Genomic DNA, 25,971 nt, shown 5'->3' on the forward strand with positions numbered 1-25,971 from the left:
CGCGGAGGGCGAGGCGGGGTAAGACCTTGGGATAATGGTCGGTGAAAAGTAGGGAATCTACTATCGCCGTTATCATTTTTCCCCGAGGTGCTTCGATGATCCCCTTTGCCGCCCCCGTTCGCGACATCCGCTTCGTCCTGGAGGAGCTGCTCGAGCATGGCTCGCTCTCGCTGCCCGGCTTCGAGGAGGCCAGCCCCGACCTGGTGGAGGCGGTGCTGGAGGAGGCCGCCAGGCTTGCCGGCGAGGTATGGGCGCCGCTCAACGCCAGCGGCGACCGCCAGGGCTGCACCCGCCGCGACGACGGCGGGGTGACCCTGCCCGACGGCTTTGCCGAGGCCTACCAGGCCTACGCCGAGGGCGGCTGGAACGGCATCGGCGTGGCCGAGGCGCTGGGCGGCCAGGGGCTGCCCGAGGTGGTGGCAAGCTCGGTCCAGGAGATGCTGCACGGCGCCAACATGGCCCTCGGGCTCTGCCCCATGCTCACCGCCGGCGCCATCGAGGCCCTGGCCCACCACGGCAGCGACGAGCTGAAGGAGCGCTACCTGCCCAGGCTCGTCGAGGGCACCTGGACCGGCACCATGAACCTCACCGAGCCCCAGGCCGGCTCGGATCTCTCCAAGGTGCGTACCCGCGCCGTGCCCCAGGAAGACGGCAGCTACCGGCTGTTCGGCCAGAAGATCTTCATCACCTGGGGCGAGCACGACGCCGCCGAGAACATCATCCACCTGGTGCTGGCCCGCAAGCCCGATGCTCCGGAGGGCAACAAGGGCATCTCGCTGTTCCTGGTGCCGAAGTTCCTGGTCAATGCGGACGGCTCGCTCGGCGAGCGCAACGACGTCATCTGCGCCTCCATCGAGCACAAGCTGGGTATCCACGGCTCCCCCACCTGCACCCTGAGCTTCGGCGAGGGGGAGGGCGCCATCGGCTACCTGGTGGGCGAGGAAGGCCGCGGCCTCAACCACATGTTCACCATGATGAACGAGGCGCGCCACAAGGTGGGGATCCAGGGCATCGGCGTGGCCGAGCGCGCCTGCCAGCACGCCTTCGCCTACGCCCTGGATCGCACCCAGGGCCGCAGCCCGCGCTCCGGACGCAGCGATTGCACCATCAGCGACCACCTCGACGTGCGCCGCATGCTGCTCTCCATGCGGGCGCGCACCGATGCCCTGCGCTCGCTGGCCCTCTACTGCGCCGCCCAGCTCGACCTGGCCCGCCACGCCGAGGATGACGCCGAGCGCGCCGCCGCCCAGGCCCGGGTCGAGGTGCTGATCCCGGTGGTCAAGAGCTTCTCCACCGACCAGGCCGTGGAGATCGCCTCCCTCGGCGTGCAGGTGCACGGCGGCATGGGCTTCATCGAGGAGACCGGCGCCGCCCAGCTGCTGCGCGACGCCCGCATTGCCCCCATCTACGAGGGCACCAATGGCATCCAGGCGCTGGACCTGGCCGGGCGCAAGCTGCAGCGCGACCGGGGTGCGGCCCTCGAGGGCCTGATCGACCAGGTGGAGGCCACCGCCGACGCCCTCAAGGCCAGCGACGAGCACGCCGCCCTGGGCGAGAGCCTGGCCGGCGGTGCCGCCGACCTGCGCGCCGCCATGGTCGCGGTGCTCGAGGCGGGCGCCGACCCGGAACAGGGCGCCGATGCCGTCCAGGCCTACGCCACCCCCTTCCTGAACCTGGCCGGCCACGTGCTCTGCGCCTGGCAGATGGGCCTGGCGGCGCTCAAGGCCAGCGCGGCCGTGGCCGCCGGCCGCGACGAGCCCTTCTACCAGGCCAAGCAGCAGAGCGCCGACTACGCCATCCGCCAGTGGCTGCCGGTGGGGCGCGCCCAGCGCGCGGTGATCGAGGCCGGCATGGCGAGCCTCGCCGCGTTCGACGCCGCCGCCCACTGATCTCGCATCGATCCGCCGCCGGCCCCGCGCCGGCGGCGGCCGTTCATGACATCGCATCACGACATTCCTCGGAGCCAAGCATGAGCCAGAGCATCTTCGAACAGGGCCTGCCCAAGACATCGGCCAATCATGTGGCCCTGTCACCGCTGACCTTCATCGAGCGCACCGCCTCGGTCTACCCGGACTATCCGGCGGTGGTCTACGGCGAGATTCGCCGCGACTGGGCGACCACCTGGGAGCGCTGCCGGCGGCTCGCCTCGGCGCTGTCGAAGCGTGGCGTCAAGCCCGGCGAGACGGTGGCCGCCATGCTGCCCAACGTGCCGGCCATGTTCGAGGCCCACTTCGGCGTGCCCCTGGCCGGCTTCGTGCTCAACACCCTGAACATCCGTCTGGACGCCGAGGCCATCGCCTACATGCTCGAGCACGGCGAGGCGAAGGCGATCCTGGTCGACCCCGAGTTTGCCGATGTCATCGAGGAGGCGGTGGCGACGCTCGACGACAAGCCGCTGATCATTGACGTGGCGGACCCCGAGTTCATGCCCCAGGGGCGGGCCATCGGCGCCCTGGAGTACGAGGCGCTGCTGGCCGAGGGCGATCCCGACTACGCCTACCGGCTGCCCGAGGACGAGTGGCAGGCGATCTCGCTCAACTACACCTCCGGCACCACCGGCAAGCCCAAGGGGGTGGTCTACCACCACCGCGGGGCCTACCTGAACGCCACCAGCAACATCCTGGTGTGGGCGATGCCCCACCACCCGGTCTATCTGTGGACCCTGCCGATGTTCCACTGCAACGGCTGGTGCTTCCCCTGGACCATCGCCGCCGCCGCCGGCACCAACGTCTGCCTGCGCAAGGTCGAGGCGAAGCGGGTCATGGACCTGATCGCCGACGAGGGGGTCACCCACTTCAGCGGCGCCCCCATCGTGCTCAACGGCCTGGTCAACCTGCCGGATGACCAGAAGCGCGACTTCGGCCATCCGGTGAAGGTCACCACCGCCGGCGCCGCGCCGCCCGCCTCGGTGATCGCCGGCGTGGAGCGCCTCGGCATCGACGTGACCCACGTCTACGGCCTCACCGAGGTCTACGGCCCGGTCACCTCCTGCGCCTGGCGCGAGGCCTGGAACGAGCTGCCCGCCGAGGAGCGGGCGAAGCTCAAGTCCCGCCAGGGGGTGCGCTACCACATGCTCGAGGCGCTCTGCGTGGCCGACCCCAACACCCTGGAGCCGGTGCCCAAGGATGGCCAGACCATCGGCGAGATCCTGATGCGCGGCAACACCATGATGAAGGGCTACCTGAAGAACCCGGCGGCCACCGAGCAGGCCATGGAGGGGGGCTGGTACCATACCGGCGACCTGGCCGTGTGGCATGCCGACGGCTACATCGAGATCAAGGACCGTTCCAAGGACATCATCATCTCCGGCGGCGAGAACATCTCCACCATCGAGGTGGAGGATGCCATCTACGCGCACCCGGCGGTGGAGGAGGCCGCGGTGGTGGCCAAGCCCGACGAGAAGTGGGGCGAGACCCCCTGCGCCTTCGTCAAGCTCAAGGTGGGCTACGGTGAGGTGACCGAGCAGGACATCATTGATCACTGCCGCGCGCGCCTGGCCCACTTCAAGGCGCCGAAGACGGTGGTCTTCACCGAGCTGCCCAAGACCTCCACCGGCAAGATCCAGAAGTTCGTGCTGCGCGACGAAGCCCGCAAGCAGTGATCGCCCCGGCCTGACAACAACCAAGGAGAGAGTGCAATGAGTGAGCAAGCGATCGGCGTGGTAGGCGCCGGCACCATGGGCCAGGGCATCGCCCAGGTGCTGGTCCAGAGCGGCTTTGCCGTGCAGCTCTACGACGTGGCCGACGAGCAGCTGGAACGCGCCCGAGGCGGTATCGACAAGGGGCTGGGCAAGCTGGTGGCCAAGGAGAAGCTCTCCGAGGCCGACAAGGCGGCCGCCATGGCGCGCCTGGCCACCTCCACTGCGCTGGACGCCCTGCGCGACTGCGAGGTGATCATCGAGGCGGCCCCCGAGCAGCCGGCCCTCAAGGAGAAGCTGTTCCGCGACCTGAGCCGCCTGACCCACGACGCGATTCTGGCCTCCAACACCTCGTCGCTGTCGCTGACCCGGCTCGCCGCGGTGTGCGAGCGCCCGGAGCGGGTGGTGGGCATGCACTTCTTCAATCCGGTGCCGGTGCTCAAGCTCGTCGAGGTGATCCGCGCCGAGCAGACCTCTGATGCCACCGTGGCGCGCATCGAGGCGCTGACCGAGTCGCTCGGCAAGACCGCCGTGGCCATCGCCGACTCCCCGGGCTTCGCGGTCAACCGCCTGCTGGTGCCGATGATCAACGAGGCGGCCTTCCTGCTCCAGGAGGGCGTGGCCAGCGCCGCGGACATCGACGAATCCATGAAGCTGGGCGCCGCCCACCCCATGGGCCCGCTGGCCCTGGCCGACCTGATCGGCCTGGATGTCTGCCTCTCCATCATGGAGGTGCTGCAGGAGGGCTTCGGCGACCCGAAATACCGCCCCTGCCCGCTGCTCAAGCGCATGGTGGCCGCGGGCTACCTGGGCCGCAAGACCGGCCGCGGCTTCCACGTCTACGAATAAACCCACCGAGATGACCATCGCGAGGTGAGCCATGTTCAAGGCGATAGTGATCGAGAAGCAGGACGACGCCCAGCGCGTCACCATCCAGTCCCTGGACGAGTCACGGCTCCCGGAGGGGGACGTCACCGTGCGGGTGGAATGCAGCACCCTCAACTACAAGGATGCCCTGGCCATCACCGGCAAGGGCCCCGTGGTCCGGCAGTTTCCCATGGTGCCGGGGATCGACCTGGCGGGGACGGTCGAGGCGTCGAGCGCCGATGAGTTCAAGCCGGGCGACAGCGTGCTGCTCAACGGCTGGGGCGTGGGGGAAGGCCACTGGGGCGGGCTTGCCGAGAAGGCACGCCTCAGGAGCGACTGGCTGATCCCGCTGCCCTCGGCCTTCACCGCCAGCCAGGCCATGGCCATCGGCACCGCGGGCTACACGGCGATGCTCGCCGTGATGGCGCTGGAGCGTCAGGGGCTCGAGCCGGACCACGGGGAGGTGCTGGTGACCGGTGCCAGCGGCGGCGTGGGCAGCTACGCCATCGCCTTGCTCGCGCGGCTGGGCTATCGGGTCATCGCCGCCACCGGGCGGCCCGAGGAGGAGGCCTACCTCAAGGGGCTGGGGGCCCAGGCGATCCTCGACCGCAGCGAGCTCGCCGAGCCGGGCCGGCCGCTGGCCAAGGAGCGCTGGGCCGGCGCCATCGATTCGGTGGGCAGCCACACCCTGGCCAACGTGCTGGCGGGCACCCGCTATGGCGGCTGCGTCGCGGCCTGCGGGCTCGCCCAGGGCATGGACCTGCCGGCCACGGTCGCGCCCTTCATCCTGCGTGGCGTGACGCTGGCGGGCATCGACAGCGTCATGCGGCCCCGGGCCGATCGCCTCGAGGCCTGGCGCCGGCTGGGCGAGCTGCTCGACCGCGCCCAGCTGGACACCATCACCCGCACCATCGGCCTCGACGAGGCTATCGACACGGCCGAGGCGCTGCTCGCCGGCCGCGTGCGCGGCCGGGTCGTCGTCAGCATGACCTGAATCGGCCCGACAGGCCGAGCCAGACAAAAGAGGGGATTGCCGCCCAACCAAGCGTTCGCTAGGGTTGGGCGTTATCGTCCTGAACACGTACTGCCCCATCCACTGAACAACAAGCCAAGGAGTCCCCCATGAGCGAGCAGCTGATCGAGGTGTTCGACAACGCCGGCATCGTGCGCCTGACCATCAATCGCCCCAAGGCGCTCAACGCCCTGAACAGCGCCGTGCTGAACGAGCTCGAGCGCGTCCTGGCCGAGCTGGAGGCCCGCGACGACCTGCGCGCGGTGCTGGTCACCGGCGCCGGCGAGAAGTCCTTCGTGGCCGGTGCCGACATCGCCGAGATGCGCACCAAGACGCCGGAGGAGGCCCGCGCCTTCGCCCGTCAGGCACTGGCCACCCTCAAGCGGCTGGAGACCCTGCCGGTGCCCACCGTGGCGCTGGTCAACGGCTTCTGCCTGGGCGGCGGCTGCGAGCTGGCCCTGGCCTGCGACTGGGCGGTGGCCAGCGACAACGCCATCTTCGGCCAGCCCGAGGTGCTGCTGGGCGTGATCCCCGGCTTCGGCGGCACCCAGCGCCTGCCGCGCCGGGTCGGCCCGGCCATGGCCCTGGACCTCTGCACCACCGGGCGCAAGATCGATGCCGCCGAGGCGCTGCGCATCGGCCTGGTCAACCGGGTGATGCCCCAGGCGGAACTCGAGGCCTACGCCGAGGAGCTCACCAAACAGCTGGGCGGCAACGGCCCGCAGTCGGTGCGCGCCTCCAAGCAGGCAATCCACGACGGCATGGACCAGGACCTCGACAGCGCCCTGGCGCTGGAGACCGCGCTGTTCGCCTTCTGCTTCGCCGGCGACGAGCAGACCGAGGGCATGAGCGCCTTCGTCGAGAAGCGCAAGCCGAACTTCTGATCCTGGCGTGTCCTTCTGGTGAGACTACCGCGGCCGTGGCAGAGATGCCACGGCCGCGCTGCGTCTGGCAGGCCTTGCGCCGCTGGTGCTACTTGGCGAACAGCTGGCTCATGTCCTTGAACGCCTTGAACTCCAGGGCGTTGCCGCAGGGATCGAGCAGGAACATGGTGGCCTGCTCGCCCACCTGGCCCTTGAAGCGCACGTAGGGCTCGATCACGAACTCGGTGCCTCGGGCGCGCAGCCGCTCGGCCAGGCTCTCCCACTCCTCCCAGCCCAGCACCACCCCGAAGTGGGGCACCGGCACGTCGTGGCCGTCCACCGCGTTGGTGTTGGCCTGCTCCTGGTAGGGCATCTTCGGGTGCTCGTGGATCACCAGCTGGTGGCCGAAGAAGTCGAAGTCGACCCACTGCTCGCTGGAGCGGCCCTCTTCCAGGCCGAACACCTCGCCGTAGAAGGCGCGGGCCGCGGGCAGGTCGTGGACGGGAATCGCCAGATGAAAGGGGGAAAGGCTCATGGGGTTCTCCTGGTGTTCTCTCGTGGATGATCAGTGTCGAGAGTGGTTGTTGTCGGGCGGGGTGTCATCGGGGGTGGCCCCGGGTGCTGCAGCCTGTGTTGCATCGAGGGTTGCCGCCATCGGCTGTGCCGCGGTCGCGGGGGATGGCGGGGCGCGCCGTCGCAGCCGCAGCAGGCCGGTGGCGACGGCGGTGCCGGCCAGGGTAATCGCCATGCCGGCCAGGATCTGCAGGCTCAGGCGCTCGCCCAGCAGCAGGTAGCCCCACAGCAGAGCGCTGACCGGCACCAGGAAGGTCACCGTGGAGGTGGCGGTGGCCCCGGCGCTGGCCAGCAGGGCGAAGTAGATCAAGAAGGCGGCGGTGGTGCTCAGCGCCGCCAGCGCCAGGGCGTTGGCCCAGGCCTGGCCGCTGATCGGCTCGCTGGGCCACAGCAGAAGGCCCGGCACCAGCAGCACCAGCGCCGACATGGCCGAGCTGCCCGCCGCCAGCACCCGTGCCGGGAGGTGGGACAGGTGGTTGCGAGAATAGTTGCCGGCGATGCCGTAGCAGAAGGTGGCGCCCAGCACGGCCAGGATGAACCAGCCGTCGCCGCCCAGGGCGAAATCCAGGCGGTCCGCCGAGAGCACGTAGACCCCGAAGAGGGCCAGGGCCAGGCCCAGGTACTGGCGGCGCTGGATCGGCACGGTAAAGAAGAGTGCGCCGAGCAGGGCGGTGAAGATCGGCGTGGTGGCGTTGATCAGCGAGGTGAAGCCGGCCTCCAGGCGGGTGGTGGCCAGGGCCAGCAGCGAGAAGGGCAGCACATGGTTGATCACGCCCAGCAGCAGCAGGCTGCCCTTGTGCTGCCAGACCAGGCGCAGGTAGTAGAGGCTGAGCAGCAGCGGCACCAGCAGCAGGGCACCCACGCCCATGCGCACCAGCACCAGCGAGACCGCGCCGAACTCGGGGGCGGCCACCCGCATGAAGATGAACGACAGCCCCCACAGCGAGGAAAGCAGCAGCAGGCGCAGGGTGTCGGCGGGTGACATACCGGTTCCTTGGATGGCGATATCGTTCGCGGGAAAACAATCAGATTACGGCGGCCGCGAGGCGTTGGGAAGGGCAGCCCCTTGTGCGGCATTGCGGCATGACCTTGACGTCCATCAAGGGCAGAGGTGGCAAACCCCTGCTATAGCTGTAGGGCACCCTTTCCGGAACCTGGAGCCTTGCCCATGCCCGCCATGATGAAAGCCGCCGTCTTCGTAGAGCCCGGCCGCATCGAGATCGACGACCGACCGATCCCCGACATCGGCCCCAACGACGCCCTGATCCGGGTCACCACCACCACCATCTGCGGTACCGACGTGCATATCCTCAAGGGCGAGTACCCGGTGGAGAAGGGACTGATCGTGGGCCACGAGCCGGTCGGGGTGATCGAGAAGCTCGGCGCGAACGTTCAGGGCTACCACGAGGGCCAGCGGGTGATCGCCGGGGCTATCTGCCCGAGCTTCACCTCCTACGCCTGCCAGGACGGCTGCAGCGCCCAGGATGGTGGCCACCACGCCCACGGCTACAAGCCCATGGGCGGCTGGCGCTTCGGCAACACCATCGACGGCGCCCAGGCCGAGTACCTGCGGGTGCCCGACGCCCAGGCCAACCTCTCGCCGGTGCCCGACGGCCTCACCGACGACCAGGTGCTGATGTGCCCGGACATCATGTCCACCGGCTTCGCCGGCGCCGAGTCGGCCAATATCAAGATCGGCGACAGCGTCGCGGTGTTCGCCCAGGGCCCCATCGGCCTGTGCGCCACCGCCGGTGCCCGGCTGCGCGGCGCGGGGCTGATCATCGCCGTGGACGGCGTCGACGAGCGCCTCGAGATGGCCAGGAAGATGGGCGCCGACGTGACCCTCAACTTCCGGAAAGTTGACGTGGTCGCCGAGATTCTCAAGCTCACCGGCGGCCGCGGCGTGGACGCCTCCATCGAGGCGCTGGGGCTGCAGCAGACCTTCGAGCAGGCGCTGCGGGTGATCAAGCCCGGCGGCACCCTGTCGAGCCTGGGGGTCTACTCCGAGAGCCTGACCATTCCGCTGGACGCCTTCTGCGCCGGCCTCGGTGACCACCGCATCGTCACCTCGCTCTGCCCCGGCGGCAAGGAGCGCATGCGCCGGCTGATGCAGATCATCGACAGCGGCCGCCTGGACCTCGGCCCGATGGTCACCCACCGCTACCCGCTGGAGAAGATCGTCGACGCCTATGACCTCTTCTCCCACCAGCGCGACGGGGTGCTGAAGATTGCCCTTGAAGTCTCCTGAGTCCTTGCGATGGCGGGAGTTCTGGTACACTCCCGCCATCATCGAGGTAGACGGAGACACGATGGAAACGGAACTGAGTGAGTTCGAGCGACAGATGCGTCGTGAGATCAACGCCTTCATGGACAACGCGCAGGAAACACGGCGCAAGGCGGTGACGTCACCCCCCGAATGGCCCAAGGAGGCCGACGAAGAGGCCAAGGCCAAGGCGCCGCGCAACAAGCCGGCCGGTTCGCCGAAGACCGGCCACCGCGTCAAGCTGGCGGTGCGTACCAAGCCCCTCGAGCTGGACACCGTCTTCGAGCATGTCTCCTCCAGCATCTCCAAGATCGAGGCGCAGCTCGAGGCCGAAAAGGCCGCCCGCAAGGCCGGCTACCCGATCATCGGCCATGTGATCGAGACCCAGCGACTGTAACGCCTTCCCGCCCGGGCCAGGCGTCGGGCAGACCCCACCGAGGAGCCGCCCGTGAGGATCACCCAGCTTGCCATCTATCCGGTCAAGTCGCTGGGCGGCATCGCCCTCGATGACGCACGCCTGACCGCCGAGGGCCTGGCCTGGGATCGCCGCTGGATGGTGGTCGACGATGTCGGCCGCTTCGTTACCCAGCGCCAGCTGCCGGCCATGGCGTCCATCCGCGTCACCCTGGAGCCCGATGCCCTGGTGCTTGCCCACCCCGGGGTCGCGCCGCTGCGCGTGGCGCTTGCCGCCCGCCAGCAGGAGCGTCTCTCGGCCTACGTCTGGGAGGATCGCTGCGACGCCCTGGACGAAGGGGCTGAGGCCCGCGACTGGCTGGCCGCGGCGCTGGGGGATCTGCGCGGCAGCCGCCTGCGCCTGGTGCGCTTCGCCCCCGACCACCGTCGCCCGGTGGAACCCCACTACCTGGCGCCCGGCGAGTGGGCCCACACCGCCTTCGCCGACGGCTATCCGCTGCTGGTGGCCTCCATGGCGTCGCTTGCCGAGCTCAACCGTCGGCTTGCCGCCAAGGGACTGTCGCCGGTGCCCATGAGCCGCTTTCGCCCCAATATCGTGATCGAGGGTGTCGAGCCCTTCGCCGAGGATGGCTGGCAAGCGCTCGGCCCCACCGACGGCCGCTGGCGGCTGGGGCTGCGCAAGCCCTGCCAGCGCTGCAAGATCACCACCGTGGATCAGCACAGCGGCGAGATACCGGTGCCCGGCGAGCCGCTGCGTACCCTGGTGGAGATGAACCCACGCCTCGCCCCCGGCGGCTACTTCGGCCAGAACGCCATCCTGCTGGCGGGAGAGGGCGAGACGCTCAGCGTGGGCGATGTGGTGGCGGCGAGCCCCGCCTGACCGGTCCCTGCATTCCTGGAACGATTTTTCATTAAAATCGCCCTGGGCTATGATGGCGGGTCCGATTCGTCCATCCCCCACCAGGAGCCTGCCATGAGCTTTCATGTCTATCTGTCCGGCGAGATCCACACCGACTGGCGCGAGGAGATACAGCGCGGCGCCGAGGCCGCCGGGCTGGATGTGGTCTTCACCGCCCCGGTGACCGACCACGCCGCCAGCGATGCCGCCGGCGACCACCTGGGCGAGACGCCCAGCCAGTTCTGGCGCGACCACCAGTCCTCCAAGGTCAACGCCATCCGCACCCGCACCCTGATCGAGCAGAGCGACCTCGTGGTGGTGCGCTTCGGCGACCAGTACAAGCAGTGGAACGCGGCCTTCGATGCCGGCTACTGCGCGGCTCTGGGCAAGCCCTACGTGACGCTCCACGCCGCGGAGATCGTCCACCCCCTCAAGGAGGTCGACGCCGAGGCCCAGGCCTGGTGCACCACCACCGACCAGGTGGTGGAGATCCTGCGCTACGTGCTCAAGGCCTGACCCCACAGGCTCCGGCCGGGACTGGCCCGGCCGGAGCCTCCTCGCGGCAGGTGCCGGCCAACGATCGCCATTCCTGGGCTACGCTGATCAGGGAAGCCATCGAGGGCTCCAGGCAGGGCGGGATGCGCATGGGGTCCGCCAACTGCTTGCCCGGCGACTCCCGCGGCGACTGGGCCCACCCAGCGCGGGTCCTGCCGGCAGAGGAGCGTCAGCATGACCAGGGAGCGCTACCACCCGATCATCTACGTGCGCGGTTTCGCCATGCGTGACAGCGAGATCGAGGCGACCATCAACACGCCCTACATGGGTTTCAACCTGGGGGCGACCCGGGTACGCCAGGGGCCCAGCGGGGCGTTCGACTCCCTGATCTTCGAGTCGCCGGTGATCCGCCTGATGAAGGATCACGGCTACCGGGACGTCTACGCCGAGGGGGCGGAGCGCGAGGACCGGCTGCCCCGCCGGACCCTGCTGATCCACCGCTACTACGAGGGGGAGGGCGGTGAGGGGCAGCGCCCCTCGATCCCCGAGGCGGCCCGGGCGCTCTCCGAGCGGATCCTGTGGCTGCGCGAGCGGATCTGCGGCGACGATGAGGAGGCGCGGGAAGCCTTCAAGGTCTACCTGGTGGCCCACTCCATGGGCGGGCTGGTCTGCCGCTGCCTGCTGCAGAACCCCGAGGCGGGCAGCGCTGAGGCGCGCGCCTGCGTCGACAAGGTCTTCACCTACGGCACCCCCCACGATGGCATCGAGATGGCCGGGTTCAACGTGCCGCGCTTCCTGGGCCTCTGGGACATCAGCAACTTCAACCGCAAGAGCATTGCCGGCTACCTCAAGCTCTCCCCGCGCGGGGGCCGGGTCAACCGCCTGGGGGGACACTTCCCGCCGGAGCGCTTCTTCTGCCTGGTGGGCACCAACCACCGCGACTACAACGCCACCCGCCACGTGGTGGGCGCGCGCAGCGACGGCCTGGTGAAGATCGACTGCGCCTGGGTCGAGGACGCCCCTCGGGTGCACCTCTACCTGGCCCACAGCGGCCCCTTCGGCATGGTCAACTCCGAGGCCGGCTACCTCAACCTGACGCGCTTCCTGTTCGGCGATGCCCGCATGCAGGGGCAGCTGGTGGTCGACCACCTGCCGCTGCCGCCTTCGCTGCAGCAGGCCCGTGACGAGGGGAACGACATCGAGGGCAGCTACCACTTCGAGTGCACGGTGATGCCGAGGCTCTTTCCGCCGGTGGCGCTCTCGGAGCGGCGGGTGGAGCACGACTCGGCGATCTTCCGTCGCTATGACGAGATGTTCCATCCCGAGCGGGCCGGCCATGACCATGCCCGTCACCCGGTGCTCTTCTCCGTCTACCTGGACAGCACGAGGATCACCGTCACCCAGGGGCGCACCATGATGCTGACGGCCGACATCGCCGTGCGCAGCACCGAGTTCAAGGTGGGGGGGCGCTGGTTCGTCAGCCGCCGGGTGCCGGAGGAGAACCTCTTCCGCGAGAAGGTGGTGATCCTGGCCACCGCCGCTGCCGGGGGCTGGCGGCTGCGCTATATCCTCGGCGACGAGGACTGGGGCGAGGGGCGCGGGCGGCCGGTCAAGGAGGATGCGCGAGGGCACTACGTGCCGCTGACCAGCCGCAAGGGCTTCAAGGCGCGGCTCTACCTGCGCATCGATCCCTGGCAGTGAGGCGTCGCCCGGGCTGGCGGGCTGATGCCCGGGGCGTTCGGTGGTACTGTTCCCTCATTCGAATGAACTTAGGCTCGGGCGGCCTCATGCCGCCCGGGGCAACAGGGAACAGCAACGGAGCGGGCCTTGGCTCAACTGGAACATATCCAGGCGCTGGAAAAGCGCCTGTGGAGCGCCGCGGACAATCTGCGCGCCAACTCGAACTACGCCAGCAACGAATACTTCCTGCCGGTGATGGGCCTGGTCTTCCTGCGTCACGCCTATAGCCGCTACCTGGCGGTGAAGGACGACATCCAGGCCAGCCTGCCGTCGCGGGGTGGCAAGATCCGCGAGATCACCAAGGAAGACTTCTCCCAGCGCAGCGCCATCTACCTGCGTTCCAAGGCGCAGTTCGACCATCTGGTGAGCCTGCCGGACAGCGCCGATCGAGCCCGCGCCATCATCGACGCCATGGAGGCCATCGAGAGCGACTATGCCTCGCTCAAGGGCGTGCTCCCCAAGAGCGAATACCAGGAGCTCGACAACGAGGTGCTGGGCCAGTTGCTTCGGACCCTCAACCCCGACGAGCTCAAGCGGGTGAAGGGCGATGTCTTCGGGCGCATCTACGAATACTTCCTGACCCAGTTCGCCGACCAGGGGGCCCACGACGGCGGCGAGTTCTTCACCCCGGTGTCGCTGGTCTCACTGATCGCCCATGTGCTCGACCCAGAACGCGGCACCGTACTGGATCCGGCCTGCGGCTCCGGCGGCATGTTCGTGCAGAGTGCCCGCACCGTGGAGGAACACGGCGACAACCCCAGCGAGCGGTTGACGTTCCGGGGCCTGGAGAAGAACGCCACCACGGTGCGTCTGGCCAGGATGAACCTGGCGGTGCACGGCCTGGAGGGTGATATCCAGCGCGCCATCACCTACTACGAGGACCCCCACGCGCTGGTCGGCAAGGCCGACTATGTGATGGCTAACCCGCCGTTCAACGTCGACGAGATCGACGCTGAGAAGATCAAGGCCGACCCGCGCCTGCCCTTCGGCCTGCCCGGGGTGAACAAGAAGGGCAAGGTCTCCAACGGCAACTATGTCTGGATCAGCTACTTCTACAGCTACCTGAGCGAGCGCGGCAGAGCGGGCTTCGTGATGTCCTCCCAGGCCTCCAGCGCAGGTCGAGACGAGGCCCGGTTGCGCCAGGCGCTGGTGGAGACCGGTGACGTCGACGCCATGATCGGCATCCGCGGCAACTTCTTCTATACACGCAGCGTGCCCTGCGAGCTGTGGTTCCTGAACCGCGACAAGCCGGCAGAGCATCGCGACAAGGTGTTGATGATCGATGCGCGCCAGATCTATCGCCAGGTGACGCGCAAGATCTACGACTTTAGCCCCGAGCAGCAGCAGAACCTGCAGGCCATCGTCTGGCTCTACCGCGGCGAGACCGAACGCTACCTGGCACTGGTGGCAGCTTATGGCCGGCGCACCCTGTTTGATGCCGCCGCCTGCTTCGAGCGGCAGGATGAGGAGGGAAGCACCGACGCTCCCCTGGCTGACTTCGACACCGCCCTGGATGCCCTGGGCGAGCGCGCCGCGCCTTTCCTCGACAGCCTCAACGACGCCTCTCCCTCGCTGGCGCCGCTCGCGGAGGCCCGAGATGAGCTGGCCCAGGCGCGTCGCGCTTTTGCCACCGATGTGGCGGCCTTCCGCGAGACCCTGGCCGCCGAGCAAGCGGAATGGCGCGGGCAGTCATTGACTAACGGTGCCCTCAAGCAAGCCGTCGACCGCCTGGCGCCCCTGGCCGAGGCCAGTCGCGACCTGGTCAAGCAGACGGACCTGCTCTACAAGCTGGCCTGCCGGGTGCTCGACAGCTGCGAGCAGGAGTACGCGGCGAAGAAGAGCCGCCTGTGGCCCAGCCGCGAGATCAACCGCGCCCGCAAGGCCGCCGATGCAGGCCGCCATGCGGTAGTAGAGCAGCTCAAGGCCGTGCGCTATTTCTGGAAGCAGGCGCACTGGCTCACCGAGCGCTTCCCGGAGGCGAAGCTGCGCGACGTGGAGGGGCTGGTCAAGCTGGTCAGCATTGACGAGATCGCCGCCAACGACTGGAGCCTGACCCCCGGACGCTATGTGGGCGTCGCCCCGGAAGAGGAGGACGAGGACTTCGACTTCGAGGAGGCCCTGCGAGGGATCCATGTGGAGCTCGCCGACCTCGACGCCGAGGCGACCCGGCTGGCCGCGAAGATCCGCCGCAACTTCGAGGAGTTGGGGGTATGAGTTGGCCTCTCAAGCCATTGAATGAGCTTTGCCTTCTTGCAGTCGATTGCGTCAACAAGACTGCTCCTGTCGTCGACTACGACACCGGCTACAGGATGATTAGAACCACCAACATCAAAGGTGGCTTCATTGATCTGGATAACGTTCGATATGTGACCGAGGAAGTATTCGAGAAATGGACTCGTCGCTCCAGGCCGCAATATGGTGACGTAATCTTGACCCGGGAAGCTCCTGTAGGGGAGGTCGGTAGATTCACAGAAGACGTCAATAACGTCTTTCTTGGGCAAAGGCTATTTCACTATCGCCCAGACCCTGACTTGCTTGATTGGAACTATCTGGCCTATGCCTTGCTCTCTCGACAGATTCAGGGCCGGCTCAAAGGAATGGGCTTTGGCGCCACGGTTGATCATATTCGTGTTGGTGATGCCGAGACCCTAGCTATTCCTTGTCCACCGCTTCCAGTGCAGCGCAGCATCGGGAGCATCCTGGCTAGTTACGATGACCTGATCGAAAACAACCAGCGCCGCATCCAGCTCCTAGAGGAATCGGCCCGCCTGCTCTACAAGGAGTGGTTCGTCCATCTGCGTTTTCCCGGCCGTGAGCATGTCAAGGTCACCAATGGCGTGCCGGAAGGGTGGTCAAGAAGAAGGCTTGTTGATGTCACTTCGAAAATTGGCAGTGGTGCAACCCCGAAAGGAGGGGCTTCGGCCTACCAGCCGGAAGGCATTGCCTTGATCAGGAGTCAGAACGTCTATGACTATCGTTTTGACTCCAGTGGACTCGCCTTTATCAATGACGAGCAGGCAGATAGACTTTCCAACGTCGAGGTCAATGGATCCGATGTTCTGCTGAACATCACTGGGGCATCAGTAGGACGCTGCTGCCTGGCTCCCGATTATCATCTTCCTGCACGTGTCAATCAGCATGTGATGATCATTCGGTCCGATTCTGAAAAGTTCGGACCACACTACCTGTTGCATTTCATTAACAGCTATCGTGAGAAGCAGAGGATCCTTGCCGCGGCGGGTGCAGGTGGCTCCACACGCGAGGCCTTGACCAAGAGCTTTGTACAGAACCTTGAGGTAACGCTTCCTTCAAGAACTCTTATGGAGCAATTCGAGGATTTTGCTAAAGACTGTTTCGAGCAGAAGCAAAAGCTGGAAATGCAGAATATCCGCCTCGCCAAGGCCCGCGATCTGCTGCTGCCCAAGCTGATGAGCGGAGAGCTGGCCGCATGAACCGCCAGGCGCTGAACGACCTGCTCGCGCTCGGAGAGGGCTTTACCACCGAGTTCAAGAAGGCCGGTACCTCCGGCCTGGGGCGGGAGCTCTGCGCCTTCGCCAACGCCACCGGCGGGGTGATCCTGATCGGCGTCACCGATGCCGGCGAGGTGGTCGGCGTGGCCGACCACAACAAGCTGAAGTCCGATGTCCAGGCCACGGCGCGCTCCGCCGAGCCGCCTATCGCCGTGGAGGTGGAGAGCGCAGGCAATGTGCTGTGCGTGACCGTGCCGGCCCAGCACAGCAAGCCCTACTCCTTCGGCGGCAAGTTCTACCTGCGCGAGGGCGCCTCCTCCCAGCAGATGTCGCGCCAGGAGATCCGCGAGTTCTTCTACCGCGAGGGGCTGATCCACTTCGACGAGACACCCTGCGAGCGCTTCTCCCTGGAGGAGGACCTGAGCGACGAGGCCTGGGCCACCTTCCGTCGCCGGGCGCGCATCCCCGCCGAGATGCCGCCACTCACCGCGCTCAAGAATCTGCATCTGCTGACCGACGACGGCAGGATGACCCACGCGGGCGCCTGGCTGCTGGCACGCGACATCCAGAAATTCTCCATCAGCGCCGACGTGGGCTGCGCCCTGTTCATGGGCACCGACAAGGTGCATATCCTCGACCGTCGCGGCTTCCACGGCGACGTCTACTCGATGATCGACGAGGTGATGGCCTGGCTGCTCTCCAAGCTCAACGTCGCCTACATCATCAAGCACGTGAAGCGCGAGGAGCGCCCCGAGCTGCCCGAGGAGGCGCTGCGTGAGGCGGTGGTCAACGCCCTGGTGCATCGCGATTACCGCTCTACCGCCAACGTGCATGTCTACGTGTTCAAGGACCGGGTCGAGGTGGTCAGCCCCGGCGGCCTGCCCGCCGGCATGAGCGAGGCGGACCTGGGCATCAAGAGCATCCCGCGCAACCCGCTGCTGTTCGGCATGCTGCACCGCATGGAGGCCGTGGAGCATATCGGCTCCGGCATCCGGCGCATCCGCCGCCTGTGCGCCGAATACGGTGTGGCCGATCCCGAGATCGAGCTATCGCCTAACTGGTTCGTGCTGCGTTTCCCGCGGACGGTAGTGGGCGAGGAGGCAGGCCAAGAGCCACCTGCTTCCCATGACACGGAAGTCGGGGAGCAGGACGAGGCTAGGGCAGCACCAAGTCGGCACCAAGTTGGCACCAAGTCGGCACTAAGTCGGCACCAAGTTGCGATTCTGGTGAAATGCCTCGAAGATCAAGCCATAACGGAGCTGATGGCGGTCACCGGCCGTTTGGACCGCACCAAGTTTCGAAAGCAGGTGCTGGCACCGCTGCTGGAGGAGGCCCTGTTGGAAATGACCATCCCCGATAAGCCCCGCAGCAGCAAGCAGCGCTATCGGCTGACCGAGCGCGGTCGGCGCTACCTTCAGGAACACGCCCCGGAGCCGAACGACAAGGATGCGTGATGAGCCCGAGCCCCTACAGTGAAGACACCCTTGTTCAGCAGACCACCGCCGACTATCTGGAACAGCGGCTCGGCTGGCGCTCGGTCCTGGCCTGGAACCAGGAGGACTTCGGGCCGGATAGCCTGCTGGGGCGAGGCTCAGAGCGCGAGGTGGTGCTCACTCGAACGCTGCGCGAGCGGCTGACTCGGCTGAACCCCGGGCTGCCGGCCGATGCCTACGACGATGCCATGCGTCAGGTGGTGGCCTCACCGGTGGCCCAGTCCCTGGCGGCCACCAACCGCGACAAGTATGCCCAGCTGCGCGACGGCGTCTGGGTCACCTTCCGCGACGCCAAGGGCGAGCGCTGCCGCGAGCGCCTGCGGCTGATCGACTTCGACGAGCCGGACAACAATGACTTCCTCTGCGTGCGCGAGTTGTGGGTGCAGGGCGACCTCTACCGCCGCCGGGCCGATATCATCGGCTTCGTCAACGGCCTGCCGCTGCTGTTCATGGAGTGCAAGAACATCGGCAAGCACCTGCGCACCGCCTTCGAGCAGAACTTCTCCAGCTACAAGGGCGAGGTGCCGCACCTCTTCCACCACAATGCCCTGGTGGTGTTCGGCAATGGCGAGAAGGCCAAGCTGGGGTCGTTGACCAGCCGCTGGGAGCACTTCACCGACTGGAAGCGCCTGGCCGAGGAGGACCCGGGCTCGGTGGACATGGAGACCCTGCTCAAGGGCGTCTGCGAGCGGCGCAACTTCCTGGATATCGTCGAGAACTTCACCCTCTTCGATGATTCGGCAGGTGAACCGAAGAAGATCATCGCCCGCAACCATCAGTTCCTCGGCGTCAACCGGGCGGTGCAGGCGGTGCGCGAACGCCGCCAGCGGCAGGGCAAGCTGGGGGTGTTCTGGCATACCCAGGGCTCCGGCAAGAGCTACTCCATGGTGATGTTCACCCGCAAGGTGCACCGCAAGCTGGGCGGTAACTTCACCTTCGTGGTGCTCACCGACCGTGAGGATCTCGACACCCAGATCTACAAGACCTATGCCGGCTGCGGGCTGGTGGACAACGATCGGGACCCCTGCCGAGCCGGCAGCGGCGATCACCTGGAGGCGCTGCTGGGGCAGCACAAGGCTTACCTGTTCTCGCTGATCCAGAAGTTTCGGCCGGACATGCCGCCCAACCGGCGTGACGACATCATCGTCATCTCCGACGAGGCCCACCGCACCCAGTACGGCAGCCTGGCGCTGAATATGCGCAATGCCCTGCCGCGGGCGAGCGTGATCGGCTTCACCGGCACGCCGCTGTTCAAGGACGACGAGATCACCCGACGGATGTTCGGCGACTACGTTTCCACCTATGATTTCCAGCGCGCCGTGGAGGACCAGGCCACGGTACCGCTCTACTACGACGCCCGCGGTGACAGGCTGGGTGTGGCCATCGGCGATATGAACGAACGCATCGCCGAGCGCCTGGAGCAGTTCGAGACCGACGATGTGGACGTGGAGCAGCGCCTCGAACGGGATCTCAAGCGGGACTATCACATCATCACCGCCGGCAAGCGGCTCGACCGGGTGGCCCAGGACTTCGTCGAGCACTACGCCAACGCCTGGGAGACCGGCAAGGCGATGCTGGTGTGCATCGACAAGGTCACCTGCGTGCGCATGCACAAGCTGATCGGCTTCTACTGGGATGCGAAGATCCACGAGCTGGAGAGGTCGCTGGCCAAGAGTACCGATGAGCAGGAGGAGCTGTTCCGGTCGCGGCAACTGGCGTGGATGCGCGAGACGCGCTCGGCGGTGGTAGTGAGCGAGGAGCAGGGTGAGGAGGAGAAGTTTCGCCGCTGGGACCTGGATATCACGCCACATCGGCGGTTGATGAAGGAAGGCATGGCGCTGCCCGAATCGATGCGCGAGCTGCCCCAGTTCCGCCACATGCAGCGCATGGCGCTGGATGACGCCTTCAAGGCCGAACAGCACCCGTTTCGTATCGCAATCGTCTGCGCCATGTGGCTGACCGGCTTCGACGTGCCGAGCCTCGCCACCCTCTACCTCGACAAGCCGCTCAAGGCCCACACCCTGATGCAGACCATCGCCCGCGCCAACCGGGTCAGCGAGGGCAAGAACAACGGCCTGATCGTCGACTACTGCGGCATCCTGCGCCATCTGCGCAAGGCGTTGGCGACCTTCGCCGGCACCACCGGGGAGGGCGACCCGGGGGAGGGCCGCGATCCTGCACGCCCGGAAGAGGAGCTGCTGGCCGACCTGGACGAGGCCGTGGCAATGACCAGAGCCTTCCTTGAGGAGCGCGAGGCCTCGCTGGCGGCGGTGCAGACCACCAGCGGCTTTGCGCGCAACGCGGCCATCGTCGCCTGCAAGGAGGTGGCCAATGAGAGCGACGAGAGCCGCAAGCGCTTCGAGGTGATGTGCCGTGAGGTGTTCAAGAAGTTCAAGGCCTGCCTGAACGCCAAGGGCGTCAACGCCCGCCGTGCCGACCGGGACGCCATCGATATCGTCTACAAGAGTCTGCAGCAGGACCGCGAGCAGGCCGATATCTCGCATATCATTCGCGAGCTGCATGGCGTGGTGGATGAGGCCATCGCGGTGCAGCCAACCGATGACAGGGCCTATGGAAGCAAGCCCTACGATATCAGCGCCATCGACTTCGAGCGCCTCAAGAAGGAGTTCGAGAGGAGCAAGCAGCAGCGCACCCTGTTGCAGGAGCTGAGCCAGGTGGTTGAGCAGAAGCTGCAGCGCCTGCTGCTGCAGAACCCGCTGCGCACCGACTTCCAGAACCACTACGAGAAGCTGGTGGCCGACTACAACCGCGAGAAGAGCCGTGCAACCGTGGAGCAGACCTTCGAGGAACTGTTCAAGACGTTGGCAGCTCTGGATGACGAAGAGGCGAGGGCCAGGAGGGAAGGCCTTGATGAAGAATCGCTGGCGATCTTCGACCTGCTGCGCAAGCCGGAGCTCAGCGGCGCCGAGATTCGCCGTATCAAGCGGGTGTCGGTGGAGCTGCTGGAGAACCTGAAGGCGAGGATCACCGAGATCGACCACTGGCAGGAGCGCGAATCCAGCCGCGATACGGTTCAGATCATCATCCGCGACTTCCTGTGGGACGACCGCACCGGTTTGCCGGTGGACCACTACAGCGAGGAAGAGGTGCTGGAGAAGACAGGTGAGGTATTCCGGCACGTGATGCGCGCCTATCCCCGTGTACCGTCGCCGGTCTACTCAGGGCAGGCTTGGCACTGAGCGAAATTGGCATGTGCCAGAGACAGTAACGCCGCCCCCGGCCAGGGCCGGGGGCGGCGTCTCTTGCGGTGGCGCCCTGTGTCGAGCTCGCCGGCCGGGTTGGGTCGAGGCTCAGAGGGTCATGAAGGGCGTGGCCTCGCCGTCGCGGAACTGGTAGACGTCCCAGTCGCCCTGCTTGGGCCCGGGCATGCCGGGGGTGCCGATGGGCATCCCGGCCAGGCCGATGCCGCGGGTGTCGGGGCGCTCCTCGAAGAGCTTCTCCACCGCTTCGAACGGCACGTGCCCCTCGATGGCGTAGCCGCCCATCTGGAGGGTGTGGCAGGAGCCGAGGCCGAAGGGCAGGCCGACGCGCTGCTTGATCTTGCCCACCTCGATATCGTCGACGATCTTCACCTCGACCCCGCGGGCCTCGAGCTGGCGGGCGTACTCGTCGCAGCAGCCGCATTCCGGGTTCTTGAACATGGTCGCCTTGTCGGGCAGGGCGGCCTGGGCGGTGCCGGCGCCCAGCAGCAGGGCGGCGGAGAGCAGGAGGGTGGAGCCTAAGCGGTTCATGAGCGGACCTCCGGAAGATCACGGGATGTGCGGGGGGACGTGAACAGGTACTTGGCGAGGGCGGCGATGCCGAGGCCGAGCAGGGTGAGCATGGCGATGGGCATGACCCAGGCCAGCCAAGGCAGGTTGCCCATCAGGGCGGTACAATGCGCGATCATGGTCTTGGTTCCTCTCAGTGGTTGACCCAGGTCACGCCGTTGGGACCCTGGCCAGTGTCGTGGCGGCTGATGACGGCGCCGGCTTCCAGGTCGATGACCGAGAGGCTGTCGTCATACAGGCTGGTGATGAAGGCGAAGCGTCCGGTGTCGTCGACGCTGATGCCGTGGGCGCCGGCGCCAACCTCATGGGTGGCCACCACCGTCAGGCTGTCGAGGGCGATGACCGAGACCCGGTTGTCGGGTTCGGCTTCGCTGCCCTCGTTGGCCACCAGCATGAAGCGACCATCCGCGGTGGCATGTACCTGGATCGGTAGCCGGCCCACCTCGATGCGCTCGATGACCTCGCGGCTGGCGGTGTCGATGACGGCCACGCGGTTCTCGTCGCGCAGTGAGACGAAGACCCGATCGCCAGCGGGGGTGAAGCCCACCTGGACGGGCGCCTGGCCCACCGGCAGGCGAGCCACTTCTTCGCGCGCCGCGACATCGATCACCGAGACGCTGCCATCCAGCACGTTGGCCACATAGAGCTCCCGGCCGTCGGGGCTCAGGCGCAGACCGTGGGGATACTCGCCGGTGGCGATGGTGGCAACGCTCTCCCTGGCTTCGAGGTCGACGACCGAGACGCTGTCGTCTCCGGCATTGGTGACGAAGGCGAAGCGGCCTTCCAGGTCACTGACCACATGGGCCGGATGGCTGCCCACCTCGATGCTTGCCAGGGGAGCGCCGGTTGGATCGTTGGCCGGGTAGAGCTTGAGCGTGCCGGGGGCAGCGCCGTGAGCATGCGCGTGGCCGTGAGCGTGGTCGTCGGATACCGGTTCCCCCACCGCCATCAGGTAGCGGCCGGCAGCGCCGAGCTGGACGTTGTGGGGGGCTATGCCGATGGCATGGCGAGAGGCGGTGCCGTTGCCCAGGTCGATGTGGGTCAAAGAGGCGCCGCGCTCGTCGGCGGTGACCACGCTGCCGGCGGGACTCTCGCCGGCGAGTGCCGGGGGGCTGGAGAGGGCCAGCCCGGCGGCCACCAGCCAGCCGAGGAGCAGAGTCTTTCCGCCGAGGGAAAGGGGGGAAGGGAGGAATGCCTGGCGCGCCATGGCGGCCGATGGGACACGGATAGTCATGATGAACTCCTGATGAACGTAATGTTTGATGCGACGGGGAGTCGCGATCCGACGGCGATGCCGCCTGCGTTCGATCAGGCTCTGGGAGGGCGTCTGGGGGGCAGCGGGATCTGCGGGAACAGGGCCATGGCCGGCGAGTCGGCCTGGCGCTGCGGACCCACCACGGGGAGTCGCGCCTGGCCCGTGGCGGTGGAACAGGTGACGCAGGATGAGGCCTCATGGTCGTGCTCGGCACTGAGGCCGCTGCTCGCATGAGCATCATCGGCCACCCATTCGGCGGCGACGCTGCAGTCAGGGGATGACGCCATGGTGGCGCCGTGGCTCGACAGCGTGACCATCGCCAACAGCAGCGCGAGCAGGAGGGCCAGCAGGCGGCCTCCTGTGCGCTGTGTTGCTGATGTCGGAATGAGCCGGTGCATGAGGAATTCCCTTGAGTCAGGCCTTCAGCTTACCTCTTGGTGCCTTGAGCTGCATTGATCCAAGGCAACTTCCCGGGCGAATCGCGAAGTGGGAACGAGGACGCGGGTCATTCATCGTTTCGGTGGCTGTGGCGGTGCATGAACAGATGCAGGCCGAGACAGAGCCCCATCGGCAGCAGCAGCAGCCAGGTGCCGGTGCCGAAGGGGTTGCCGCGCCACAGCACGATCAGCATGGCCACCCCCATCAGCACCAGGCAGGCGGTCATCATTGCGTGGTGCAGGCGGTTCATGTCTTCTCTCCTTGCGGGTTGGCGCGGGTGAAGCCCCGCTTGAGCAGCAGCGAGTTGCCGATCACCGAGAGCGAGCTGGCGGTCATGGCGATCACGCCGATCATCGGGTGCAGCAGGCCCACGGCGGCGATGGGAATGGCGGCCACGTTGTAGGCACTGGCCCAGATCAGGTTCTGAACGATCTTGCCGAAGGTGGCGCGCGAGAGGTGCATGGCCTCCACCACCCCGGTCAGCTCGCCGCGCACCAGGGTCACGTCGGCGGCCTCGATGGCCACGTCCGCCCCGGCGCCGATGGCGATGCCCACGTTGGCCTGCTTCAGCGCCGCGGCGTCGTTGATGCCGTCTCCCACCATGGCCACGTGGTTGCCGTACCTTTCCTGCAGCTTGCGAATCGCATCGACCTTGCCCTCGGGCAGTACGCCGGCCTGGACTTCATCGATGCCGACCTCCTCGGCCACGGCCCGGGCGGCACGCTCGTTGTCGCCGGTGATCATCACCACGTGCAGGCCCAGCGCATGCATGCCGCGGATGGCCTCGACCGACTCCTCCTTGAGGGTATCGGCCACGGCCACCAGGCCCAGGGCCTGGCCGTCGGCGGCCACGATCACCACGGTGCGCCCCTTCGCTTCGAGCTTGCCCATGGCGTCATCCAGGGCCTCGAGGCCGGCCACGCCTTCCTCCTCGAGCAGCCGGCGATTGCCGATCAGCACGCTCGCGTCGCCCACCCGGCCCGAGACGCCGCGGGCACCGGTGGAGCGGAACTCGCTGACCTCGCCGGGCGTCACATCGCGTTCCTTGGCACCGTCGACAATGGCCCGGGCGATGGGGTGCTCCGAAGCGTTCTCCACGCTCGCCGCCAGGGTCAGCAGGCGCGTCTCCTCGACGCCCTCGGCGGCCACCACCTCGGTCAGCGTCGGTTCGCCGCGGGTGATGGTGCCGGTCTTGTCCAGCACCATCACCTTGACGTCCTTGAAGGTCTGGATCGCCTCGCCGGAGCGGATCAGGATGCCGCGCTCGGCACCGATGCCGGAGCCCACCATCAGCGCCGTGGGCGTTGCCAGGCCCAGCGCGCAGGGGCAGGCGATGACCAGCACCGCCACGGCGGCCAGGATCGCCAGCACCGGGGTGGCGGCCTCGGGGTTGACCCAGGGCAGGAAGGTCGCGCCCCAGTCGAGGATCGGGCGCAGGGCATCCGGAATGAGCAGCCACGCCGCCAGGCTGGCCAGGGCGATCAGGATCACCGCCGGCACGAAGCGGCCGGTCATGCGGTCGGCGAACTCCTGGATCGGCACCCGGGAACCCTGGGCCTGGTCGATCAGGCGCACCACCTGAGCGAGGAAGGTGTCGCCGCCGACCCGGGTCGCCTTGACCCGCAGGCGCCCCTCCTTGTTGATGGTGGCGCCGATCACGCTGTCGCCGGGGCTCTTGTAGACCGGGATCGATTCGCCGGTGGCGATGGACTCGTCGAGGTGGCTCTCGCCCTCGACCACCTCGCCGTCGGTGGGGACCTTGTCGCCGGGGCGCACGATCATGATGTCGCCGGGCGCCAGCTCCTTGACCGGCACCTCGACCTCCTCACCGTTGCGCTCCACCCGGGCCGTCTTGGCGCCCAGGGTCAGCAGGCGGCGGATGGCCTGTGAGGCGCGCCCCTTGGCCAGGGCCTCCAGGTAACGCCCCAGCAGGTGGAAGGTCATGATGGTGGCGCCCATCTCGATGAACGAGGTCATGGGGGTAATGAAGCCGACCAGGCCGATCAGGTAGGGCGGCAGGCTGCCCATGGAGATCAGCACGTCCATGTTGAAGGTGCCGTTCTTCAGCGAGCGCCAGCTCGAGCGGTGCGTGGCGGCGCCGCCATAGAGAAAGATCACCGGGAAGGCCAGCAGGGCGACGATGGCCAGGTAGCCCGGGATCGGCTGCCAGAACATGTGCGGCATCATCAACAGCATGATCAGGGTGGCGGGTATGCCGGCGATGATCAGGCGCTTGCGCGCCTGGGCGAGGTAGGCCTCCTCGATCTCGGCGTCGCCGTCGCCCGCCTCCTGCTCCTCGGTCTGCACGGCGGCCACGTCATAGCCGGCCCCCTCGACGGCGCGCTTCAGCGCCTCACCATCGGGGCCACCGGCCTCGATGGTCACACTGACGCGGTGGCTGGCGATATTGGTCTGGATCTCGCCCACGCCATCGAGGCGTTCGAGCGTCTTGCGCACGATGCCGGCGCAGTGGTCCGAGCCCATGCCGGGCACCGTCAGGCGAATCTGCTGCTGGCCACCACCGCTGACGGCGGCCACGTCATAGCCGGCACCCTCAACGGCTCCCTTCAGGGTGTTGCCGTCGGGTCCGCCTTCCTCGACCGTCACGCTGACATGATGGTTGGCGATATTGGTCTGGATCTCGCTCACGCCATCGAGGCGCTCGAGGGTCTTGCGCACGATGCCGGCGCAGTGGTCGCTGCCCATGCCGGGTACCGTCAGGATGATCGTTCTGGACCTGGTGTCACTCATCACGTGCCTCC

22 protein-coding genes are annotated in these 25,971 nt (G+C 67.3%); 14 read left to right on the plus strand and 8 right to left on the minus strand.

The features are described from left to right. Window positions 1–95 precede the first annotated feature (95 nt). From HIR79_RS06815 to HIR79_RS06835, 5 genes are all read left to right on the plus strand, one after another. Entirely contained in the window at window positions 96–1,889 is a 1,794-nt protein-coding gene (locus HIR79_RS06815) for an acyl-CoA dehydrogenase (RefSeq protein ID WP_169957754.1), read from the plus strand. Between the two features lie 80 nt (window positions 1,890–1,969). Next, a complete protein-coding gene (locus tag HIR79_RS06820; protein ID WP_169957755.1) occupies window positions 1,970–3,601 on the plus strand; it encodes an acyl-CoA synthetase in 1,632 nt (543 codons plus the stop codon). Between the two features lie 36 nt (window positions 3,602–3,637). After that, a complete protein-coding gene (locus tag HIR79_RS06825) occupies window positions 3,638–4,486 on the plus strand; it encodes a 3-hydroxybutyryl-CoA dehydrogenase (RefSeq protein ID WP_169957756.1) in 849 nt (282 codons plus the stop codon). Window positions 4,487–4,517: 31 nt separating this feature from the next. Then, the gene (acuI, locus tag HIR79_RS06830; protein ID WP_169957757.1) at window positions 4,518–5,498 is read left to right on the plus strand and encodes an acrylyl-CoA reductase (NADPH); all 981 of its coding nucleotides are present in this window, start codon (window positions 4,518–4,520) and stop codon (window positions 5,496–5,498) included. A 128-nt stretch (window positions 5,499–5,626) separates the two neighbouring features. Then, window positions 5,627–6,400 carry an enoyl-CoA hydratase-related protein gene (locus HIR79_RS06835; protein WP_169957758.1) on the plus strand — a complete coding sequence of 258 codons (774 nt, stop codon included), beginning with the start codon at window positions 5,627–5,629 and terminating at the stop codon, window positions 6,398–6,400. Between the two features lie 88 nt (window positions 6,401–6,488). Here HIR79_RS06835 and HIR79_RS06840 read toward each other — a convergent pair whose 3' ends face one another. Both HIR79_RS06840 and HIR79_RS06845 read right to left on the minus strand, forming a co-directional pair. Continuing rightward, the gene (locus tag HIR79_RS06840) at window positions 6,489–6,914 is read right to left on the minus strand and encodes a VOC family protein (protein ID WP_169957759.1); all 426 of its coding nucleotides are present in this window, start codon (window positions 6,912–6,914) and stop codon (window positions 6,489–6,491) included. A gap of 30 nt (window positions 6,915–6,944) precedes the next feature. Next, window positions 6,945–7,937, minus strand: coding sequence for a DMT family transporter (locus tag HIR79_RS06845; RefSeq protein ID WP_169957760.1), 993 nt, complete (start codon window positions 7,935–7,937; stop codon window positions 6,945–6,947). 183 nt (window positions 7,938–8,120) lie between these two features. On the opposite strand from HIR79_RS06845, the gene HIR79_RS06850 reads away from it, so the two are divergent. From HIR79_RS06850 to HIR79_RS06890, 9 genes are all read left to right on the plus strand, one after another. Further along, window positions 8,121–9,200 (plus strand): NAD(P)-dependent alcohol dehydrogenase, encoded by a 1,080-nt coding sequence (locus HIR79_RS06850; RefSeq protein WP_169957761.1) that lies wholly within the window; start codon window positions 8,121–8,123, stop codon window positions 9,198–9,200. A gap of 61 nt (window positions 9,201–9,261) precedes the next feature. After that, window positions 9,262–9,612, plus strand: coding sequence for a hypothetical protein (locus tag HIR79_RS06855; RefSeq protein ID WP_169957762.1), 351 nt, complete (start codon window positions 9,262–9,264; stop codon window positions 9,610–9,612). Window positions 9,613–9,663: 51 nt separating this feature from the next. After that, window positions 9,664–10,509, plus strand: a complete 846-nt coding sequence (locus HIR79_RS06860) for an MOSC domain-containing protein (protein WP_169957763.1) — start codon at window positions 9,664–9,666, stop codon at window positions 10,507–10,509. A 93-nt stretch (window positions 10,510–10,602) separates the two neighbouring features. Beyond that, window positions 10,603–11,043, plus strand: coding sequence for a YtoQ family protein (locus HIR79_RS06865; RefSeq protein ID WP_119022519.1), 441 nt, complete (start codon window positions 10,603–10,605; stop codon window positions 11,041–11,043). Between the two features lie 213 nt (window positions 11,044–11,256). Further along, window positions 11,257–12,723 (plus strand): esterase/lipase family protein, encoded by a 1,467-nt coding sequence (locus HIR79_RS06870; protein ID WP_169957764.1) that lies wholly within the window; start codon window positions 11,257–11,259, stop codon window positions 12,721–12,723. A 126-nt stretch (window positions 12,724–12,849) separates the two neighbouring features. Next, entirely contained in the window at window positions 12,850–14,976 is a 2,127-nt protein-coding gene (locus HIR79_RS06875) for a class I SAM-dependent DNA methyltransferase (RefSeq protein WP_169957765.1), read from the plus strand. Further along, entirely contained in the window at window positions 14,973–16,214 is a 1,242-nt protein-coding gene (locus tag HIR79_RS06880) for a restriction endonuclease subunit S (RefSeq protein WP_169957766.1), read from the plus strand. Before HIR79_RS06875 ends, HIR79_RS06880 begins: the two co-directional genes overlap by 4 nt. After that, window positions 16,211–17,686: an ATP-binding protein gene (locus HIR79_RS06885; RefSeq protein WP_169957767.1), complete on the plus strand. Its 1,476-nt coding sequence runs from the start codon at window positions 16,211–16,213 to the stop codon at window positions 17,684–17,686. Before HIR79_RS06880 ends, HIR79_RS06885 begins: the two co-directional genes overlap by 4 nt. Then, the gene (locus HIR79_RS06890; protein ID WP_169957768.1) at window positions 17,686–20,925 is read left to right on the plus strand and encodes a type I restriction endonuclease subunit R; all 3,240 of its coding nucleotides are present in this window, start codon (window positions 17,686–17,688) and stop codon (window positions 20,923–20,925) included. The genes HIR79_RS06885 and HIR79_RS06890 overlap by 1 nt, the downstream gene beginning before the upstream one ends. Before the next feature lie 111 nt (window positions 20,926–21,036). Here HIR79_RS06890 and HIR79_RS06895 read toward each other — a convergent pair whose 3' ends face one another. The 6 genes from HIR79_RS06895 to HIR79_RS06920 form a co-directional block, all read right to left on the minus strand. Next, window positions 21,037–21,477 (minus strand): DUF411 domain-containing protein, encoded by a 441-nt coding sequence (locus tag HIR79_RS06895; RefSeq protein ID WP_169957769.1) that lies wholly within the window; start codon window positions 21,475–21,477, stop codon window positions 21,037–21,039. Further along, window positions 21,474–21,635 carry a hypothetical protein gene (locus HIR79_RS06900; RefSeq protein ID WP_169957770.1) on the minus strand — a complete coding sequence of 54 codons (162 nt, stop codon included), beginning with the start codon at window positions 21,633–21,635 and terminating at the stop codon, window positions 21,474–21,476. The genes HIR79_RS06895 and HIR79_RS06900 overlap by 4 nt, the downstream gene beginning before the upstream one ends. Window positions 21,636–21,649: 14 nt before the next feature. Then, window positions 21,650–22,750, minus strand: a complete 1,101-nt coding sequence (locus HIR79_RS06905) for a YncE family protein (RefSeq protein ID WP_211620969.1) — start codon at window positions 22,748–22,750, stop codon at window positions 21,650–21,652. 74 nt (window positions 22,751–22,824) lie between these two features. Further along, window positions 22,825–23,169, minus strand: coding sequence for a DUF2946 family protein (locus HIR79_RS06910; protein ID WP_169957771.1), 345 nt, complete (start codon window positions 23,167–23,169; stop codon window positions 22,825–22,827). Between the two features lie 107 nt (window positions 23,170–23,276). Further along, window positions 23,277–23,459 (minus strand): hypothetical protein, encoded by a 183-nt coding sequence (locus HIR79_RS06915; protein ID WP_119022638.1) that lies wholly within the window; start codon window positions 23,457–23,459, stop codon window positions 23,277–23,279. Further along, entirely contained in the window at window positions 23,456–25,960 is a 2,505-nt protein-coding gene (locus HIR79_RS06920) for a heavy metal translocating P-type ATPase (protein WP_169957772.1), read from the minus strand. The genes HIR79_RS06915 and HIR79_RS06920 overlap by 4 nt, the downstream gene beginning before the upstream one ends. Between the last annotated feature and the right edge of the window lie 11 nt (window positions 25,961–25,971).

This window comes from Halomonas sp. PGE1, assembly GCF_013000985.1.
Taxonomy (GTDB): Bacteria; Pseudomonadota; Gammaproteobacteria; order Pseudomonadales; family Halomonadaceae; genus Halomonas; species Halomonas alkalicola.

What these genes read in the sequence shown, in the direction of transcription:
- HIR79_RS06845 (WP_169957760.1), bottom strand. Translation starts at nt 7,937, where the DNA reads ATGTCACCCGCCGACACCCTGCGCCTGCTGCTGCTTTCCTCGCTGTGG.
- HIR79_RS06880 (WP_169957766.1), top strand. Translation starts at nt 14,973, where the DNA reads ATGAGTTGGCCTCTCAAGCCATTGAATGAGCTTTGCCTTCTTGCAGTC.
- HIR79_RS06840 (WP_169957759.1), bottom strand. Translation starts at nt 6,914, where the DNA reads ATGAGCCTTTCCCCCTTTCATCTGGCGATTCCCGTCCACGACCTGCCC.
- HIR79_RS06835 (WP_169957758.1), top strand. Translation starts at nt 5,627, where the DNA reads ATGAGCGAGCAGCTGATCGAGGTGTTCGACAACGCCGGCATCGTGCGC.
- HIR79_RS06850 (WP_169957761.1), top strand. Translation starts at nt 8,121, where the DNA reads ATGCCCGCCATGATGAAAGCCGCCGTCTTCGTAGAGCCCGGCCGCATC.
- HIR79_RS06895 (WP_169957769.1), bottom strand. Translation starts at nt 21,477, where the DNA reads ATGAACCGCTTAGGCTCCACCCTCCTGCTCTCCGCCGCCCTGCTGCTG.
- HIR79_RS06920 (WP_169957772.1), bottom strand. Translation starts at nt 25,960, where the DNA reads ATGAGTGACACCAGGTCCAGAACGATCATCCTGACGGTACCCGGCATG.
- HIR79_RS06915 (WP_119022638.1), bottom strand. Translation starts at nt 23,459, where the DNA reads ATGAACCGCCTGCACCACGCAATGATGACCGCCTGCCTGGTGCTGATG.
- HIR79_RS06825 (WP_169957756.1), top strand. Translation starts at nt 3,638, where the DNA reads ATGAGTGAGCAAGCGATCGGCGTGGTAGGCGCCGGCACCATGGGCCAG.
- HIR79_RS06865 (WP_119022519.1), top strand. Translation starts at nt 10,603, where the DNA reads ATGAGCTTTCATGTCTATCTGTCCGGCGAGATCCACACCGACTGGCGC.
- HIR79_RS06885 (WP_169957767.1), top strand. Translation starts at nt 16,211, where the DNA reads ATGAACCGCCAGGCGCTGAACGACCTGCTCGCGCTCGGAGAGGGCTTT.
- acuI (WP_169957757.1), top strand. Translation starts at nt 4,518, where the DNA reads ATGTTCAAGGCGATAGTGATCGAGAAGCAGGACGACGCCCAGCGCGTC.
- HIR79_RS06820 (WP_169957755.1), top strand. Translation starts at nt 1,970, where the DNA reads ATGAGCCAGAGCATCTTCGAACAGGGCCTGCCCAAGACATCGGCCAAT.
- HIR79_RS06855 (WP_169957762.1), top strand. Translation starts at nt 9,262, where the DNA reads ATGGAAACGGAACTGAGTGAGTTCGAGCGACAGATGCGTCGTGAGATC.
- HIR79_RS06910 (WP_169957771.1), bottom strand. Translation starts at nt 23,169, where the DNA reads ATGCACCGGCTCATTCCGACATCAGCAACACAGCGCACAGGAGGCCGC.
- HIR79_RS06905 (WP_211620969.1), bottom strand. Translation starts at nt 22,750, where the DNA reads ATGACTATCCGTGTCCCATCGGCCGCCATGGCGCGCCAGGCATTCCTC.
- HIR79_RS06815 (WP_169957754.1), top strand. Translation starts at nt 96, where the DNA reads ATGATCCCCTTTGCCGCCCCCGTTCGCGACATCCGCTTCGTCCTGGAG.
- HIR79_RS06890 (WP_169957768.1), top strand. Translation starts at nt 17,686, where the DNA reads ATGAGCCCGAGCCCCTACAGTGAAGACACCCTTGTTCAGCAGACCACC.
- HIR79_RS06870 (WP_169957764.1), top strand. Translation starts at nt 11,257, where the DNA reads ATGACCAGGGAGCGCTACCACCCGATCATCTACGTGCGCGGTTTCGCC.
- HIR79_RS06900 (WP_169957770.1), bottom strand. Translation starts at nt 21,635, where the DNA reads ATGATCGCGCATTGTACCGCCCTGATGGGCAACCTGCCTTGGCTGGCC.